14 protein-coding genes are annotated in these 17,382 nt (G+C 71.7%); 6 read left to right on the top strand and 8 right to left on the bottom strand.

Annotated features, from left to right (window positions below; all coding sequences use genetic code 11):
• Positions 1–72 precede the first annotated feature (72 nt).
• Positions 73–1,485, top strand: coding sequence for a transposase (locus GKC29_RS16140; RefSeq protein WP_230688644.1), 1,413 nt, complete (start codon positions 73–75; stop codon positions 1,483–1,485).
• Between the two features lie 18 nt (positions 1,486–1,503).
• On the opposite strand, the gene GKC29_RS16135 is transcribed toward GKC29_RS16140, so the two are convergent.
• The 4 genes from GKC29_RS16135 to GKC29_RS16120 form a co-directional block, all read right to left on the bottom strand.
• A complete protein-coding gene (locus GKC29_RS16135; protein WP_155331616.1) occupies positions 1,504–3,891 on the bottom strand; it encodes an excinuclease ABC subunit UvrA in 2,388 nt (795 codons plus the stop codon).
• Positions 3,892–4,000: 109 nt separating this feature from the next.
• Complete coding sequence (locus tag GKC29_RS16130) at positions 4,001–4,411, bottom strand: VOC family protein (RefSeq protein WP_155331615.1); 411 nt, start codon at positions 4,409–4,411, stop codon at positions 4,001–4,003.
• A gap of 5 nt (positions 4,412–4,416) precedes the next feature.
• The gene (locus tag GKC29_RS16125) at positions 4,417–4,896 is read right to left on the bottom strand and encodes a helix-turn-helix transcriptional regulator (protein WP_196255626.1); all 480 of its coding nucleotides are present in this window, start codon (positions 4,894–4,896) and stop codon (positions 4,417–4,419) included.
• Positions 4,897–5,006: 110 nt separating this feature from the next.
• The gene (locus tag GKC29_RS16120) at positions 5,007–5,741 is read right to left on the bottom strand and encodes an SDR family oxidoreductase (protein WP_155331613.1); all 735 of its coding nucleotides are present in this window, start codon (positions 5,739–5,741) and stop codon (positions 5,007–5,009) included.
• A gap of 145 nt (positions 5,742–5,886) precedes the next feature.
• Here GKC29_RS16120 and GKC29_RS16115 point away from each other — a divergent pair, with 145 nt between their 5' ends.
• Together GKC29_RS16115 and GKC29_RS16110 are read left to right on the top strand one after the other, a co-directional pair.
• Entirely contained in the window at positions 5,887–6,375 is a 489-nt protein-coding gene (locus tag GKC29_RS16115; RefSeq protein WP_155331612.1) for an Rrf2 family transcriptional regulator, read from the top strand.
• A 149-nt stretch (positions 6,376–6,524) separates the two neighbouring features.
• The gene (locus tag GKC29_RS16110; RefSeq protein WP_155331611.1) at positions 6,525–8,792 is read left to right on the top strand and encodes a hypothetical protein; all 2,268 of its coding nucleotides are present in this window, start codon (positions 6,525–6,527) and stop codon (positions 8,790–8,792) included.
• Positions 8,793–8,826: 34 nt separating this feature from the next.
• Here the strand turns inward: GKC29_RS16110 and GKC29_RS16105 are convergent, their stop codons facing one another.
• Both GKC29_RS16105 and GKC29_RS16100 read right to left on the bottom strand, forming a co-directional pair.
• Positions 8,827–10,014 carry a low temperature requirement protein A gene (locus GKC29_RS16105; protein WP_155331610.1) on the bottom strand — a complete coding sequence of 396 codons (1,188 nt, stop codon included), beginning with the start codon at positions 10,012–10,014 and terminating at the stop codon, positions 8,827–8,829.
• Entirely contained in the window at positions 10,011–10,781 is a 771-nt protein-coding gene (locus tag GKC29_RS16100) for an SDR family oxidoreductase (RefSeq protein ID WP_230688643.1), read from the bottom strand. Before GKC29_RS16100 ends, GKC29_RS16105 begins: the two co-directional genes overlap by 4 nt.
• Before the next feature lie 85 nt (positions 10,782–10,866).
• On the opposite strand from GKC29_RS16100, the gene ddaH reads away from it, so the two are divergent.
• Together ddaH and GKC29_RS16090 are read left to right on the top strand one after the other, a co-directional pair.
• A complete protein-coding gene (gene ddaH / locus GKC29_RS16095) occupies positions 10,867–11,637 on the top strand; it encodes a dimethylargininase (RefSeq protein ID WP_155331608.1) in 771 nt (256 codons plus the stop codon).
• A gap of 148 nt (positions 11,638–11,785) precedes the next feature.
• On the top strand, positions 11,786–12,196 hold the full coding sequence (locus GKC29_RS16090) for a VOC family protein (protein WP_155331607.1): 411 nt from the start codon (positions 11,786–11,788) through the stop codon (positions 12,194–12,196).
• Between the two features lie 197 nt (positions 12,197–12,393).
• Here GKC29_RS16090 and aceE read toward each other — a convergent pair whose 3' ends face one another.
• The gene (aceE, locus tag GKC29_RS16085) at positions 12,394–15,078 is read right to left on the bottom strand and encodes a pyruvate dehydrogenase (acetyl-transferring), homodimeric type (RefSeq protein ID WP_155331606.1); all 2,685 of its coding nucleotides are present in this window, start codon (positions 15,076–15,078) and stop codon (positions 12,394–12,396) included.
• A 127-nt stretch (positions 15,079–15,205) separates the two neighbouring features.
• Entirely contained in the window at positions 15,206–16,174 is a 969-nt protein-coding gene (locus GKC29_RS16080) for an alpha/beta fold hydrolase (protein ID WP_155331605.1), read from the bottom strand.
• 293 nt (positions 16,175–16,467) lie between these two features.
• On the opposite strand from GKC29_RS16080, the gene GKC29_RS16075 reads away from it, so the two are divergent.
• Positions 16,468–17,337 carry an RNA polymerase sigma-70 factor gene (locus GKC29_RS16075; protein WP_230688642.1) on the top strand — a complete coding sequence of 290 codons (870 nt, stop codon included), beginning with the start codon at positions 16,468–16,470 and terminating at the stop codon, positions 17,335–17,337.
• The last annotated feature ends 45 nt before the right edge of the window (positions 17,338–17,382 follow it).

Raw genomic sequence — 17,382 nt, 5'->3', positions numbered from 1 at the left:
GCGGTGTCCACTTACGTTTGCCGGGTTGGTGGCTGTGGGGATTTGTCGTATGGGTGGTGTTGGCTCGGCCTCATGCCACGTCGTCGTGATCCGGGCGCGCCGCGGGTTGTGCATCGCACTGCGCGTGTCGCGTTGAGGTTGACGTCGGGGCAGCGGCGGCGGTGTTTTGGGTTGTTGCGTTCGGCTGGTGACGTGTGGGCGTGCGTGCTGGAGATCAACTCGTGGAGGCGCCGCCGCCGCGATGCGCCGCTGGCCGGCTATCAGGAGTTGTGTCGGGAGTTGGCGGCGGCCGGGCCGGGCACGTTTGGCGAGTTGGACACGACCGGTGCCCGGTCGGTGTTGCGGCGGTTCTCGGATGCGTGGTTCGCGGCGGCGAAACGTCGCGCGGCGGGTGAGGTGTCGGCCCGGTTTCCGCGTCGGCGGCGTCGGTTGGTGCCGGTGCGCTGGTATCACGGCACCTTCACGATCGAGGGGCGTCGGGTGCGTATCCCGGCTGCCAAGCGCATGCCGCCGTTGCGGGTTCCGCTGGCGCGGGACCTGCCGTATCCGGTCGAGCAGGTCCGTTCGATCACCCTGCTGTGCGACGGTGGTCGCCTGTTCCTCGACGTCACCGCCGAAGTCCCGATCGCCACCTACCCGCCCGGTGAGGAACCGGACCCACACCGGGTGGCCGGCGTGGATCTGGGGATCATCCACCCGTTCGCGGTCGCCGGCTGCGACGGCGAAGGGCTGCTGGTGTCCGGGCGGGCGATCCGCGCCGAGCACCGCATGCACCTGGCCGACACCAAGGCCCGCCGCCGCGCCGTCACGCGGCGGGCCCCGAAACCGGGTGAGAAGGGGTCACGGCGGTGGCGACAGTACCGCCGCCGGGCCCGGGCGGTGCAGGGGCGGCATCGGCGGCGGGTCCGCCAGGCCCAGCACGAAGCCGCGGCAACGGTCATCGGCTGGGCGCAGCAACGGCGGGCCGGGGTGCTGCACGTCGGCGACCCCCGCGGTGTGCTCGACATCCCGGCCGGGCGGCGGCACAACCTGCGGCTGCGCCAATGGCAGATCGGCCGGCTCCTGCAGATCCTGACCGACAAGGCCACCCTGGCCGGGATCACCGTCCGGCTGGTCGACGAGCGAGGCACCTCCTCCACCTGCCCCACCTGCGGCAGACGGGTACCCAAACCACGTGGACGGACGTTGTCCTGCCCGCACTGCACCTACTCCGGGCACCGCGACCTCGTCGCGGCCGCCACCATCGCCGCCCGCACCCCGGGCGGCGGACCCACCACCACGGCAGCACCCGTGCTGCCGGAGGTGGTCACGCACCGTCGAGCCGGCCGGCACCTCCCCGGCGCCGGCCGGTCCCGACGTGACCCCCGCCGCCCAACGATGGCGGCGCGAGGATCAGTTGGCCCGCGGAGGCCCGCCCCACCACCCGGTGGGGAGTCGCTCGCCCACCCGGCGAGGATCCACAGCATCCACCGGATTACCCGGTGAACGTTAGTGGACACCGCACTAGGCGCCGACGTAGGCCGCGAGATGCTCGCCGGTGAGGGTGGAGCGGGCCGCGACCAGATCGGCGGGGGTGCCCTCGAAGACGATCCGGCCGCCGTCGTGGCCGGCGCCCGGGCCGAGGTCGATGATCCAGTCGGCGTGCGCCATGACCGCCTGGTGGTGCTCGATGACGATCACCGACTTGCCCGAGTCGACGAGCCGGTCGAGCAGACCGAGCAACTGCTCGACGTCGGCGAGGTGGAGGCCGCTGGTCGGCTCGTCGAGGACGTAGACGCCGCCCCTGTCGGCCATGTGGGTGGCCAGCTTGAGCCGCTGCCGCTCGCCGCCGGACAGCGTGGTGAGCGGCTGGCCGAGGCTGAGGTAGCCGAGCCCGACGTCGGCCATCCGGGACAGGACCGCGTGGGCCGCCGGGGTCTTCGCCGCGCCGGACCCGAAGAACTCGGTCGCCTCGGTCACCGACATCGCGAGCACCTCGCTGATGTCCTTGCCGCCGAACAGATAGGTGAGCACCTCCGCCTGGAACCGCTTGCCGCCGCAGTCCTCGCAGACGGTCGTGACCCCGGCCATCACCCCCAGGTCGGTGTAGATCACGCCCGCGCCGTTGCAGGTGGGGCAGGCACCCTCGGAGTTGGCGCTGAACAGCGCCGGCTTCACGCCGTTGGCCTTGGCGAACGCCTTACGGATCGGGTCGAGGAGTCCGGTGTACGTCGCCGGGTTGCTCCGCCGCGAGCCGCGGATGGGCGTCTGGTCGACCGACACGACCCCGGCGGAGGCGGGGATCGATCCGTGGATCAGTGAGCTCTTGCCGGAGCCGGCGACGCCGGTGACGACGCACAGCACCCCGAGCGGGATGTCGACGTCGACGTCCCGGAGGTTGTGGGTCGCGGCGCCGCGGATCTCCAGCGTGCCGCTCGGCTTCCGGACCGACTCCTTCAGGGCGGCCCGGTCGTCGAAGTGGCGGCCGGTGACGGTGCCGCTGGCCCGCAGGCCCTCGACGGTGCCCTCGAAGCAGACGGTGCCGCCCGCGGTTCCGGCGCCGGGGCCCAGGTCGACGACGTGGTCGGCGATCTCGATCGCCTCCGGCTTGTGCTCCACGACCAGCACCGTGTTGCCCTTGTCCCGCAGCCGCAGCAGCAGGTCGTTCATCCGCCGGATGTCGTGCGGGTGCAGCCCGACGGTGGGCTCGTCGAAGACGTAGGTGACGTCGGTGAGCGAGGAGCCGAGGTGGCGGATCATCTTGACGCGCTGCGCCTCGCCGCCCGACAGCGTGCCCGACGGCCGGTCGAGCGAGAGGTAGCCCAGCCCGATCTCCACGAACGAGTCGAGGGTCCGCACCAGCCTGGTGAGCAACGGCGCCACCGACGGCTCGTCGAGGCCACGGGCCCAGTCGGCCAGGTCGCTGATCTGCAGCGCGCAGACGTCGGCGATGTTCCGCCCGTCGATCCTCGACGAACGCGCCTCCGCGCTGAGCCGGGTCCCGTCGCACTCGGGGCAGGTCGTGAACGTCACCGCCCGCTCGACGAAGGCGCGGATGTGCGGCTGCATCGCCTCGACGTCCTTGGACAGGAACGACTTCTGGATCGTCGGGATGAGCCCCGTGTACGTCAGGTTGATCCCGTCGACCTTGATCTTGGTCGGCTCCTTGTGGAGCAGGTCGTGCAGTTCCCTCTTGGTGTACCTGCGGATCGGCTTGTCGGGGTCGAAGTAGCCGGACCCGCGGAAGATGCGGCCGTACCAGCCGTCCATGCTGTAGCCGGGGATGGTGAGCGCGCCCTCGTTCAGCGACTTGCTGTCGTCGTACAGCGCGGTCAGGTCGAAGTCGGTGACCGATCCGGTGCCCTCGCAGCGCGGACACATGCCGCCGAGACGGTTGAAGGTGACCTTCTCGGTCCTGGTCCTGCCGGGGCCGCGCTCCACGGTGACCCCACCACTGGCCCGGACCGAGGGGACGTTGAACGAGTAGGCGTTGGGCCCGCCGATGTGTGGCTGTCCGAGCCGGCTGAACAGGATGCGGAGCATCGCGTTGGCGTCGGTGGCGGTGCCGACGGTGGAGCGGGGGTTGGCACCCATCCGCTCCTGGTCGACGATGATCGCGGTGGTCAGCCCTTCCAGCACGTCGACCTCGGGCCGGGTCAGCGTCGGCATGAAGCCCTGCACGAACGCGCTGTAGGTCTCATTGATCATCCGCTGCGACTCCGCGGCGATCGTGCCGAACACCAGCGAACTCTTGCCGGAGCCGGACACGCCCGTGAACACCGTGAGCCGGCGCTTCGGGATCTCGACGCTGACGTCCTTGAGGTTGTTCACCCGCGCGCCGAGCACGCGGATCAGGTCGTGGCTGTCCGCGGCGTGCGTCGTCGGCGGCTGCGTCCTCGTGGCCTTGCTCATCGTGTCTCCATCTGTGACGCGGGGCCGCCGTCGCGGACGGCGACCAGGGCACCGCCGCCGACGTCGCGGCCGTGCCCCAGGGCGCCGTCCGTGCGGATCACCGGACGGCTCAGCCCAGCTCCTGGATGCGGATCATGTTGCCCGCCGGGTCGCGGAACGCGCAGTCGCGGACGCCGTACGGCTGATCGGTCGGCTCCTGGACCACCTCGGCGCCGCTGGCCGCCAGCTTCGCGAAGGTGCCGTCGACGTCGGCGGTGGCCAGGTTGACGCCGAAGTAGCTGCCCTTGGCCATCAACTCGAGGATGGTGCGGCGCTCGTCGTCGGTGAGACCGGGGGTGGCGGTCGGCGGGTGCAGGACGACGGACGTGTCGGGCTGGCCGGCCGGGCCGACCGTGATCCAGCGCATCCCCTGGTGTCCGACGTCGCCGCGGACCTCGAAGCCGAGGGTGTCGCGGTAGAAGGCCAGGGAGGCGTCCGGGTCGGTGTGCGGAAGGAAGCTGGCGTGGATGGTGAGGTTCATGGCGGTCACGCTAGTTGCGGCTCGTCGGCCGGGGCTTCTCGATTCCTGACCGGTCTGGTCACCTGCTTCGCCACGCACGGCGGCATCCCCGCCGTCGCGCGCGCCGCCTGCTCCCGGTAGACGCTGGGCGGCACACCGACCAGCTCGGTGAAGCGGGTGCTGAAGGTGCCCAGCGACGAGCAGCCGACCGTGAAACAGACCTCCGTGACGCTGAGGTCACCGCGACGCAGCAGCGCCATCGCGCGCTCGATGCGCCGCGTCATCAGGTACGCGTACGGCGACTCCCCGTAGGCCAGCCGGAACTGGCGGCTGAGGTGCCCGGCCGACATGTTCACGCCGCGGGCCAGCGCCTCGACGTCCAGCGGCTGCGCGTACTCCCGGTCGATCCGGTCCCGGACGCGACGCAGCAGCGCCAGGTCGCGCAGGCGCTGCGGGGTGGCGGATCGGCCGGTCACGCGCACGATCGTGCCACGTCGCGCGGACATTGCCCAGGTAGCCGGCGCCGGTGTCCCCGTACCGTCCCGCGGCCGGTCCGCACGACGTGACCACGTCGCGCGGACCGGCCGGCGCCGTGGCGCCTCGCCCGCGGCCGGGGTCAGCGTCCGAGCCACTCCCGGTACGTGGTGGGCGCCACGACAGCGCCTTCCTTCGCGATGAGCACGTCACCCGGTACGGCGGCGAACATGCCGGCGCTGTCGTCGGTCGTGACGGTCCGCTGGTCACCGCGCGCGGCCAGCGTGATCCTGCCCAGCTCGTCGAGGGTGAAGACCTCGGGGCCGCCGACGTTCCGGGTGCCCTGAAGTGGGGCGCCCAGGCTGACATCCGCGACGGCCTGTGCCACGTCGGCCGCGGCCATGGGCTGGACCGGGGTGGCGGGCAGGCGGACGGTGTCGTCGTCGGCGGTCCAGGAGAGCACCGCGTCGACGAACTCGAAGAATTGGGTGGCCCGGACGATCGAGTACGGCAGCCGGCTCGACTTGAGAATCTCCTCCTGGAGGACCTTGGCGCGGTAGTAGGCGAGGTCGGGGACCTGGTCGACGCCGACGATGGAGAGGACGACCGTGTGACCGACGCCCTCCTGCCGGGCGGCCGCCAGCAGGTTGTCCATCGTCGTCTGGAAGAACCCGGCCGACGCCTCGTCGAAGGTCGGCGAGTTCGTCAGGTTGACGAGGACCTCGGCGCCCCGCAGCGCCTCCGGCACGCCCGCTCCGGTGAGCAGGTCGACCCCCGTGGACGGCGAGTGGGGCACCGCCTCGTGTCCGGCCGCCTGAGCGATTTTGACCACCTGTGAGCCGATCAGCCCGGTCCCACCCATGACAGCGATCTTCATGTCGTACACCTTCCCAGGGTTCTTCCCTTTTAACCGGTTTGCCCGGTCGGCTGGAATTCTCCCGCGCCTAAACTCGGACCCGTCCTGTCCGGGTACCATACTCGGACACAGGATGGCCGAGTATTCGGGTGGCTAAGGTGGGGCGATGAGGATGTCCGGCGGTGTCGAGTGGGCACTGCACTGCTGCGTCGTCCTCACCGCCAGCAAGGAACCGGTGCCCGCCGCCACGCTCGCGCAACTGCACGACGTGTCCGGCAGCTACCTGGCCAAGCAGTTGCAGGCCCTGTCCCGCGCCGGCCTCATCCACTCGGTGCAGGGGAAGTCCGGCGGCTACGTGCTGACCCGGGCCGCGGAGAGCATCACGGTGCTCGACGTGGTCCAGGCCGTCGACGGCCCGGCGCCCGCCTTCGTCTGCACGGAGATCCGTCAGCGCGGCCCGTTGGCGGCCCCGGCCGCCGCCTGCACGGCGCCCTGCCCGATCGCGCGGGCGATGGGAGCGGCGGAGGAGGCCTGGCGGCAGGCGCTCGCGACGGTCACGATCGCCGATCTCGCTCGCGACGTCACCGCCGACTACGGCCCCGAGGTCATGCCCGGCATACAGGCCTGGCTCACGGGCAGCAGGAAGACCGCCTGACCGGCTCGGACGTCGCGACGACCGGCACCGGGTCTTCCCAGGGTTAGTGCCGGTCGGGCCGGGTAGACGCGTCTGCCACGCGGGCGGTCCGGGGACCATCCTCGGACCCCGTCCGCGTTTGGGACTGCCGAGATGTTCTCGGAGGGTCGATGTCAGACGGGCCAGCGGGACCGCGCGGGCCGGCGCGGCCGGATGACGTGGTCGAGCTGCGGGTGCACGGGGTCTCCGCCCCGAGCGCCGCCCAGGTGCTGGCCCGCCCGCTCGTGCACCAGGTCGCGGGGGATCGCAGCGCGGGCTTCTTCCGGCCCCGACCCCCCTGCGCGGAGGTCACCGGCCCGAGCGGGCTGACGACCGTCGAGGCGTACCGGTGGAGTGACCTGCCCTCCGGCACCGCGGTCCGGACCCTGTCGCTGCTGTTCCTGCTGCCGTTCATGCTGCTCAACGTGGCGGTCTGGATGCGACCGGGAGACCCGCCCTCCGACGCCGTGGTCAGGTCCCTGTGCCGGGTGCTGGGCCTCTCCCTGACCGTGCTCTTCGTGCTGGCCGCCGCCGGCATCGCGCTGGATCTGGTCGCCTGGCAGTGCATGTCGTCCCCGGCCTGCCTGTCCGGCCGCAACTGGTTGTCCTGGCTGGGTGAGCGACCGGCCGGGTTGCGGTTGGCGGTGCTCTCGCTGGTCCCGGCCGCCGCCATCGGTCTGATCTGGTGGGGCAGCACCCGCCCGGGACGGGCGTTCACCGCGTTCCGTCCGCCGGAAGGCACGGCGTCCCGGCACCCGCTCAGCACAGTCGGCCAGTGGGAGGCCGAGCCGCTGGTGGGACGGTTGCGCTCCATCCACATCGCTGCCGCGTTCGCCACCCTGGACGTCAGCCTGCTCGCGGCGCGGGCGGCACAGGGCGCCTCGGCCGCCACCGTCGTGTTGGCGGTGGCAACGGCAGCCGTCCTGGCGACCTGTGTCGTCCTGCTCTGCACTCCCCCGCTGATCGATCAGGCACCCGCGAACCGGCAGCTCGACCGGGCCGCCCGCGTGCTGCGGATGATCGCCATCGGTCTCACGATCGTGGTCCCCGCCCACCTTCTCGCCGCGCCGACGCGCTGGCACGAAGGGGGTGGCCTGCCCGGCTACGGGTCGACCCTCACCTGCCTGTTCGTCGCTCACTTCGGGCTGCTGGCCGCCCTGGCGGCCGTGCTGCTGTTCAGCCGGGGCCGGCAGCCGGGTCGCCAGCCGCTCATCGGGCTGGGCACGCTGGCGGCCGCGGCCACCGCCACCGGTATCGCGGTCGCGTTCTCCGCCGAGATCGTCCACGTGGCGGCCGACTTCCTGGACCGCAGCGCGGCAACCGCCGAAGGCATGGTCCCCCGCGCGCCCCGACCGTACACCTGGGCGATCTACGGGTTCTTCCGGGCGGCGCTGATCACGCTGGTCGTCGCCGGCCTGGTGACCCTGATCTCCCGGCCCGGCCGCTCGCGCACGGCGGCCGCGATCGTCGCGCGCGACTTCCCGGACGCCCCCGCGGAGGCCATGCCCCGGCTGCGGCAGGTGCAGCAGGCGATCGTCCGGGCCCGCTTCACCGAACGGCTGTTCCCGCTCGCCGTGCTCTACGCCGGCCTCATCGGGCTCGGCGCGGCAACCACCGCGATCGACCTGCTGGCGCTGTATCCCGGCGACGCCCTCGAGCGGAACGTCCAGGTGCCCGCCGGCCTGGTCGACTTCGCCATCCGGTTGGGCGGCTACACGATCGCGGCGACGATGCTCGGCCTGGTCGTCGGCGGAATCTTCGCCTACCGGACCGCCGCGTTCCGGCGCTACGTCGGCGTCCTCTGGGACCTGGCCACCTTCTGGCCCCGCGCCGCCCATCCCTTCGCGCCGCCCTGCTACGCCGAACGGGCCGTGCCGGAGCTGGCACGACGCATCACCTACCTGGTCGGGAGCGGCAACGCGGTCCTGATCGCCGGGTACAGCCACGGCTCGGTACTGGTCGCCGCCACGATCCTCCAACTGCCGCCCCAGGTCAGCGGCCGGGTCGCCCTGCTCACCTACTGCTCACCACTGCGCCGGTTCTACGCCCGCCTCTTCCCGGCCTACATCGACGACGACATGATGCAGGAGGTGGGTGATCGGGTCGGCTGGCGATGGCTGAACCTGTGGCGCGACACCGACGGCATCGGCGGATGGATCTTCTCGCCCCACCGGCCGGACGAGCCGGTCACCGTGACCGGTCCGAGCGCGACGGTGGACCGCCGCCTGCGGGACCCCAGCGACCTGGTGGCCCCACCCGGCGACAGCGTCCCCCCACCGATCAAGGGACACTGGCCCTACGAGGACGAGCCCTTCACCGAGGCGACCAGGGAGCTGGCCGAGCGTCTCCGCGAGCCGACGGATCCCGGGCCGGATCCGGCCGACCGGGCCGGACCATGAGTTCCGACGCGACGAGGTGACCGGGCCGCCGCCGTTACGGCCGTGCGCCGCGCAGCGACAGGGGCTCCGGTGGGTGCCGTCGGGCACGGGCCGCGTCGGCGGCGGCGACGCCGGCGAGCACGGCGGTCGCGGCGACACCGGACAGCAGCGGCGGCACGTGCGGCATCGCGGGTGCCAGGGCGGCCAACGCGAGCAGCCCGGTCAGCCGGCTCCGGGAGACGCGGGCGAAGACCACGTACTCGAAGGTGGCCCGCCCGGCGAGGAACAGCGCGGGACCGCCGAGCACGACGGCGGCCCAGGCCGGCCGACTGTGCCCGAGTGGGTGCGCGATGACGAGTTCGGCGCCCACGGACGTGACCACGACGCCGGCCACCATGGCCAGGTGGGTGTGGAAAGCGAATCGCGCGCGCCGGGCCGGGTCGGGGGCCGCGGCGATGGCCGCGGACAGCAACTCCCCGGCGCGGAAGATGTAGATCCGCCACAGCAGCACGGCAGTGGTGATCGACACGAGGAAGGCCACGGTCCGGTGGCCGGTGAAGGCGGTGCCGCGCATCGTCAGCCCGGCCAACAGGATCAACTCACCCAGCGCGATGATGTAGAACTGCCGGTACCGCTCGGCCAGATGCTCGGCGGCGCTCGGCAGCTGAGCGGCGGGCGTGCGGCCGATCCGGGGCGTGGGGTGCCGCAACACGTACGCGGTGTAGTCCAGGGCCACCGCCAGGGTCCACAACGCACCGCGCGCCGGACCGTGCACGAGCGCCCCGGCGAGCCACGGCAGCGCGGACAGGCCGAACCAGAACAGTCCCCGGATCGTGCTGCGTCGAAGGTCGTGACCCCGCAGAGCGACCACCAGGAAAAGGTCGCGACCGATGTGGATGGCGACGTACACACCTGCGAAGACCAGGCCCTGCGCACCGAACGCGTCCGGTAGCGCGACCGCCATGATCAGGGCGCCGACCATCATCGCGATGGTCAGCATCTGGATCGCGGGGCGGTGCGGGTCGAACAACTCGGTGATCCACGCCGTGGTGAACCAGACCCACCACACGGCCAGCAGCAACACCGACGCCTGGAAGGCACCGCTCCACGTGAGGTGCTGGACCAGCGCGTACGAGAGCTGCGCGAGCGCGAAGACGAAAGCCAGGTCGAAGAACAGCTCCAGGAATGTCGCCTGCGACGCCCCGGGCCGCCGCAACAGCCCGTCCGCCCTGCTGGTCGTCATGCGCTCGCCTGTCCTGCCGGTTCCGCCCGGGCAGAAGCAGTAATACCACGCTTGTCAGAGCTACCACCGCAAACCGGAGGAACGACCGGCGAGGCGTCGACGGTCTGGACGAGGACGCCCCAGCGGAGCAGGCGCCGCAGGACCGCTTCGTGTGGGGACGGGCGGGAACGCCCCAGGTTCGGGCCGGCGGCGTACAGGTTGGTCATCGTGGTGCCCGGGTGGGCGACGTTGCTGCTGATGCCCCAGCCGGCGGCCCGGCTGCGGCGGTCCAGTTCGAGGCCGAAGTGCAGGGTGGCCAGCTTCGAGAGGTTGTACGCCCGGACCGCCGAGTACTTCCGCTCGCCCTGCAGGTCCGTCCAGTCGATCTTGGCGTAGCGGGCCGCGCTGCTCGACATCGTGGTGACCCGCGCCTGCCCGGCCCGCAGCAGCGGCAGCAGGCCGGCGGTCAGCGCCACGTGGCCGATGTGGTTCGTCCCGAACTGCAGTTCCATGCCGTCCCGGGTGACGTGCCGGGTCGGCGGGGCCATCACCCCGGCATTGTTGATCAGGATGTGGACGGGGCGACCCTCGTCGCGCATCCCGTCGGTGAACGCCCGGATCGAGGCGAGTGAGGCGAGGTCGAGGTTCCGGACGGAGACGGTGCTCCCGGGCGCCGCCGCCCGTACCGTCTCGGCCGCCGCGGCACCTTTGTCCGGGTTGCGGACCGGAAGTACCCCCTCGGCGCCGGAACCCACCGTCACACCGGCGTCGGCGGGCAGCCAGGTCACGCGTATCCAGGGATCGAGAGGCCCTGGATGTCGGTGCCCGCTTCGTCGCTTGAGCTCACCGACGGGCGCACGGCAGACTCGGGGCATGACGCGAGGCACCGCCCTGGTCCGGCGACCCAGCGCCCGGCTGGCCGAAGGGCTGGTCACCCACATCGAGCGCACGGACGTGGAGGTCGAGCGAGCCCGGCGTCAGCACGACGCGTACCGGGCCGCGCTCGCCGACGCCGGCTGGCAGGTGCGCGAGGTCTCCCCCGCCGACCACTGCCCCGACTCGGTGTTCGTCGAGGACACCGTCGTGGTCTGCGACGACCTCGCGGTGATCACCCGGCCGGGAGCGCCGCAGCGCCGCCCGGAGACCGCCGGCAGCGAGAAGGCGGTACGCGAGGCCGGGCTGGAGGTCGTGCGCGTCGCGGCTCCCGGGACGCTGGACGGCGGCGACGTGCTGCAGGTCGGCAGCACCGTGTACGTGGGCGAAGGGGGCCGCACCAACGGCGAGGGCATCGCCCAGCTGGGTGCGCACCTGGCGACCCGCGGGCGTACGGTGCTCCCGGTTCCGCTGCGCGACGTGCTGCACCTCAAGTCGGCGGTGACCGCACTGCCCGACGGCACCCTGCTCGCGCTGCCCGACCTGTTCGACACAACCGGGCTCCGCCACCCGCTGCGCGCGGTGCAGGAGGAGACCGGCTGCCACGTCGTACCGCTCGGTGACGACCTCGTGCTGCTCGCCGCGTCGGCGCCGCGCACCGCGGCGCTCGTGGCGGACCTCGGCTTCACGCCGGTCGTCGTCGACATCAGCGAGTACGAGAAGCTCGAAGGCTGCGTCACCTGCCTGAGCGTGCTGATCCCCCGGGCCTGACCTCCGTCCACCTCGTCGACGCGAGCAACGCAGTGGTGCGGGAGCGCGCCGCGGTGGGGCTGGCCGGGCTGGAGCGGCGCCCGGCCGAGGCCGGATCGATCAGGAAGAGAGAAGCCCTGGCCCGGGAGCCGCGCCTAGCATGATCGTCATGGACATCACCATTCACACGAGCTTTCTCCCGCATGACGACCCGGAGGCGTCGTTGGCCTTCTACCGCGACGCCCTCGGCTTCGAGGTCCGCAGCGACGTCGGGCAGGGCAATATGCGCTGGATCACGGTCGGCCCCGCCGGTCAGCCCGACACGTCCATCCTGCTGGCGCCGCCGGCCGCCGACCCCGGCGTCACCGAGGACGAGCGCCGCACCATCGCCCGGATGATGGCCAAGGGCACCTACGGCTGGATCCTGCTCGCCACCCGGAACCTCGACGAGACGTTCGACAAGGTGCAGGCCGCCGACGCCGAGGTGGTCCAGGAGCCGACCGAGCAGCCGTACGGAATCCGCGACTGCGCCTTCCGCGATCCCGCCGGCAACCTGGTGCGCATCCAGGAGCTTCGCTGAGCCAGGAGGTCTCTCATGTGTCACCCCTCGTGGGGGCGCGCACGCGCCGAGGCGCAGCGCCTCGGCGACCTCGCGCGGCAACCGCCCTCTGCTGTGTCACCGCCAGCCGCTCGGCCCGGCCGCCGGTCCGGAGACGGCAGCCGGGTGGACCCGAACGATGACCGACGGAGCCCGTCCCGTGGAGGACGGGCTCCGTCTCAGCCGATTCCGTAACGCTCGCGCGCCTCCTGAACGGTCTCGGGCTTGACCTCGCCGCGCCGGGCCAGGGCCGCGAGGGCCGCGACCACGACCGACTGCGGGTCGACCCCGAAGTGACGACGGACGGCCTCGCGGGTGTCGGAGAGGCCGAAGCCGTCGGTGCCGATCGAATGCCAGTCCTGCGGCACCCACTGGCTGATCTGGTCCGGGACGGCCCGCATCCAGTCGCTGACGGCGAGCACCGGTCCAGGTGCGCCGTCCAGCGCCCGGGTGACGTAGGGGATCCGGTCCTCGCCCTTGAGCAGCGCCGCGTCACAGTCCAGGGCGTCGCGGCGCAGTTCGCTCCAGGAGGTGACGGACCACAGGTCGGCCGCCACGTTCCAGTCGGCGGCGAGCAGCCGCTGGGCCTCCAGGGCCCAGTGGATGGCGGTGCCGGAGGCGAGCAGTTGCAGACGCGGGGCGTCCGCCGCCACCTGCCGCGTGTCCGCCTCCCGGAACCGGTAGATGCCCTTGAGGATGCCCTCCTCGACGGCCGGGCCCGGCGGCATGGGCGGCTGGATCTTCGCCTCGTTGTAGACGGTGAGGTAGTAGAAGATGTCCTCCGCCTCCGGCCCGTACATCCGGCGTAGACCGTCGCGGACGATCACGGCGATCTCGTAGGCGAACGCCGGGTCGTAGGCGATCGCCGCCGGGTTGGTGGAGGCGATCAGGTGGGAGTGGCCGTCCGCGTGTTGCAGGCCCTCGCCGGTCATGGTCGTCCGGCCGGCGGTGGCACCGATGAGGAAGCCACGTCCGAGCTGGTCGGCGAGCGCCCACATCTGGTCGGCGGTCCGCTGCCAGCCGAACATGGCGTAGAAGATGTAGAAGGGGATCATCGGCTCGCCGTGGGTCGCGTACGACGTGGCGGCGGCGGTGAAGTCGGCCATCGAACCGGCCTCGGTGATGCCCTCGTTGAGGATCTGCCCGTTCGTGGCTTCCTTGTAGTACAGGAGCGTGTCGCGGTCGACCGGGTCGTAGGTCTGGCCGCGCGGCGAGTAGATCCCGGCCGTCGGGAAGAGCGACTCCATGCCGAAGGTACGCGCCTCGTCCGGGACGATCGGCACCCAGCGCCGGCCGGTCTCCGGATCCCGCATCAGGTCCTTGACCAGGCGGACGAAGGCCATGGTCGTCGCGATCTCCTGGTTGCCGGATCCCTTGGCCAGGGTTTCGAAGGGCTTGGCGGGCGGCCGGGGCAGCGCCACCGGGTGGACCCGGCGGGCCGGGGCCGGTCCGCCCAGCGTGGCCCGACGCTCGTGGAGATAGCGGACCTCCGGCGAGTCGGCGCCCGGGTGGGCGTACGGCATCACCTCGTCGTCGAGCCGGTGGTCGGGAATGGGGAGTTCGAGGCGGTCGCGCAGCGCGCGGAACTCGTCACCGGTCAGCTTCTTCATCTGGTGGTTGGCGTTGCGTGACTCGAAGCCGGAGCCGAGCGTCCAACCCTTGACCGTCTGCGCGAGGATCACGGTCGGCGCGCCCCGGTGCTCGACCGCGGCCCGGTAGGCGGCGTACACCTTGCGTGGCTCGTGGCCCGCCCGCGAGGAGTGGAAGCACTCGGCGATCTTGGCGTCGGTGAGCACCTTCGCCATCTCGACGAGCGCCGGGTCGGCGCCGAAGAAGTGGTCCCGGATGTAGGCGACGTCCCGGGCGGCGTACGTCTGGAACTGCCCGTCGGGGACCTCGCGCAGCCGGCGTACGAGCGCGCCCGTGGTGTCGAGCGCGAACAGGTCGTCCCAGGCGGTGCCCCACAGCGACTTGACCACGTTCCAGCCCGCCGCGCGGAACTGGGCCTCCAGCTCCTGGACGATCTTGGAGTTGGCGCGTACCGGCCCGTCGAGCCGCTGGAGGTTGGCGTTGACGACGAAGGTGAGGTTGTCCAGGCCTTCGCGACCGGCGAGGGCGAGTGCGGCGGTCGACTCGGGCTCGTCCATCTCGCCGTCGCCGAGGAACGCCCACACCCGCGAGGCGGAGGTGTCCTTGATGCCACGGTGCTGCAGATAGCGGTTGAACCGTGCCTGGTAGACCGCCGACAGCGGACCCAGGCCCATCGACACGGTCGGGAACTCCCACAGCCACGGGAGCCGGCGCGGGTGCGGGTAGGAGGGGAGGCCGTCGCCGCCCGCCTCCTGCCGGAACCGGTCGAGGTGGCCCTCGGTGAGCCGCCCGTCCAGGAAGGCGCGGGCGTAGATGCCGGGCGCGGCATGGCCCTGGATGTAGAGCTGGTCGCCGGAGCCGTCGGCCTCCTTACCCCGGAAGAAGTGCTGGAAGCCGATCTCGTAGAGCCAGGCGGCGGAGGCGAAGGTGGCGATGTGGCCGCCCAGGCCCCGGCGGCTGCCGCGGCTCACCATCGCGGCGGCGTTCCAGCGGTTCCAGGCGGTGATGCGCCGCTCCATCTCCTCGTCGCCGGGGAACTCCGGCTCGGCGGCGGTCGGGATGGTGTTGAGGTACTCGGTCTCCAGCAGCTTGGGCAGCACGAGGCCGGAGCGCTCGGCGTGTTCGACAGTGCGGCGCACCAGGTACGAGGCGCGGTTCGGCCCGGCCGCCGCGGTGACGGCGTCGAGCGAGGCCGCCCACTCGGCGGTCTCCTCGGGGTCGCGGTCCGGGATCTGATCGAGGGCGCTCGGCTGGTTACGTCCGATGTCGGTCATTGCGGGTCACCTTCCGACGGTTCCGGACCTCCCGCCGGCAGGGCGGGAGGTCGACACGATGGGACTGGGGGAGCTGCCGGCCGGGGATACTCCGGCCGGCAGCTCCCGGCGACGGGACGTGGGAGTACTAGGACCTGGGAGCGCCGGACGCGTGCGCGTCCCGGTACGGGGCCAGGAACGTGGTCAGCGTGGCCAGCATCTCGTCCGGGGCCTGCTCGGCGAGCCAGTGCCCGGCACCGGGGATGACCACGGTCCGCACGTCGTTCGCGGCGGCCTCCATCGCGTGGCCGGCGTGGTCACCCCAGCTCTTCTCGCCGCCGATGCCGAGCACCGGCATCGTCAGCGGCAGGGTCTTGCGCTGCTCGTTCTGCGCCAGGGTGGCGTCCCACGCCCGGTACAGCCCGAAGCTGCCCCGCAGCACCTCCGGATCCGAGTACACGCCGACGTAGTACTTCACGACGTGCTCCGGCAGCGGCTCGCCACCCTGGATCGCGAACTCGTAGCCGTAGAAGATGTCCTCCCGGCCCCGGACCAGCTTCTCGGTCAACTCGTCGTCGACCCGGTTGAACGGGATGTGCCACACCCGGTTGTTGACCGCCGCCGGCACGAACAGCGGCGGCGCCGGCGCCACCCCGGGCGGCCCCGGGATCTCGGCGAGGGCCACCCGCTCGACCCGGTGCGGATAGTCCGCGGCCAGGGCGTACCCGATGATGTAGCCGGTGTCGTGGCCGACCACGGCGAACCGCTCGTGACCCAAAGCGTCCATCAACGCCGCCAGGTCGTTGGCCAGCGTCGCGCTGTCGTAGCCGTCCCGAGGCTTGTCGGTCAGCCCGATGCCCCGCTGGTCCGGCACGATGACCGTGAAGTCCCGCGCCAGGGCCGGCATCACCAGACGCCACGCGTACCAGTTCTCCGGCCACCCGTGCACCAGCAGCAACGGCGGACCCTCACCACCGACCACCACATGCTGGCGAATCCCACCGGCCTCCACGTACCGGCTGGTGAACGTGTCGGTGAACCCGGCCGGAAGCTGCGGCGCCTGCGAAACCGAGCCGGGGCCCTCCGCGAGGGGGAACCGGCTGAAAGATGAACTCACGACGTCTCCTTCTCACCACACTCGGCGAATCGGTACCGGATCGGTGCTTCGTCCTGCGCCTTTCGGCTTCGTCGGCGAGCTGCCCCGCCCTGTTCACCATCAAGGACCAGGTGACCCTGGGATCCGTGACAGCCCGGCCCGACGCCCAGATGGCGATTCGAATCACGGAACGGGTATGCCGGTCGCTGAGGCGGCAACCGGCACGCTGGAATCAGGTGGACGACAAGAATCCGACACTACCGACAGCCCGTGACTTGTGGGAGGAAAGGGATGTCATGCCCCACGGCGAGGTCTTGACGGATGCGGTGCGGGCCTTCGACGCCGTCCGGCCCCGCCTGTTCGGCATCGCATACCGGATGCTCGGCACCGTCCAGGACGCCGAGGACACCGTCCAGGACACCTGGCTGCGGTGGCAGCACGCGGACCGGAGCGCGGTGCGGGACGCGACAGCCTTCCTCGTCACCACGACGACCAGGCTCGCCCTGAACGCGGCCACATCGGCGCGTGCCCGGCGGGAGTCCTACGTCGGCCCGTGGCTTCCCGAGCCCGTCCAGACGTCGCTCGACCCGGCGGACCGAGCGGAGCAGGGCGAAGCCGTCGGCCTCGCGTTGCTCCTCCTGCTGCAGCGACTGACCCCGACCGAGCGCGCCGTGTACGTGCTACGCGAGGCCTTCGACTACTCCTTCCGGCAGATCGCCGAGGTCCTCGACATCACCGAGGCGAACGCCCGGCAACTCGGGCGCCGGGCGCGTACGCACCTCGCGGAGGAACGGCACATGCCGGTCGCCCCCGCCGATCACGGCCGGCTGCTCCACGCCTTCCTCGGCGCCGCCCGCTCCGGCGATCTCGGCCGGCTGGAGAAACTGCTCGTGAACGACGTCGTCTCCTACGCCGACAGCGGTGGCCTCGTCAGCGCGGCACGGGTGCCGGTCACCGGCAGCGCCAACGTCGCCCGCTACCTCGTCGGTCTCGTGCGAAAGTACGGCGCGGGCGTCTCGCTGGACGTCGTCGAGTCCAACGGCCAGGAAGCCGTCCTCGTCCGCCGGGCGGGGTCCGCCGTCGCGCTCTGCGCGATCGATGCGTCGCCCGAGGGGATCGCCCGGGTGTTGATCATCCTCAACCCGGCCAAACTCGCCCGGTTCGGCCCGCACGCCGTCTTGTGATCCACATCACCCCGCTTCACGGCCGGCGTTAGCCCCCTCGTCTCG

The sequence above is a fragment of the Micromonospora sp. WMMC415 genome (assembly GCF_009707425.1).
Lineage (GTDB): Bacteria > Actinomycetota > Actinomycetes > Mycobacteriales > Micromonosporaceae > Micromonospora.
This window is presented reverse-complemented; position numbering and strand designations above follow the sequence as displayed.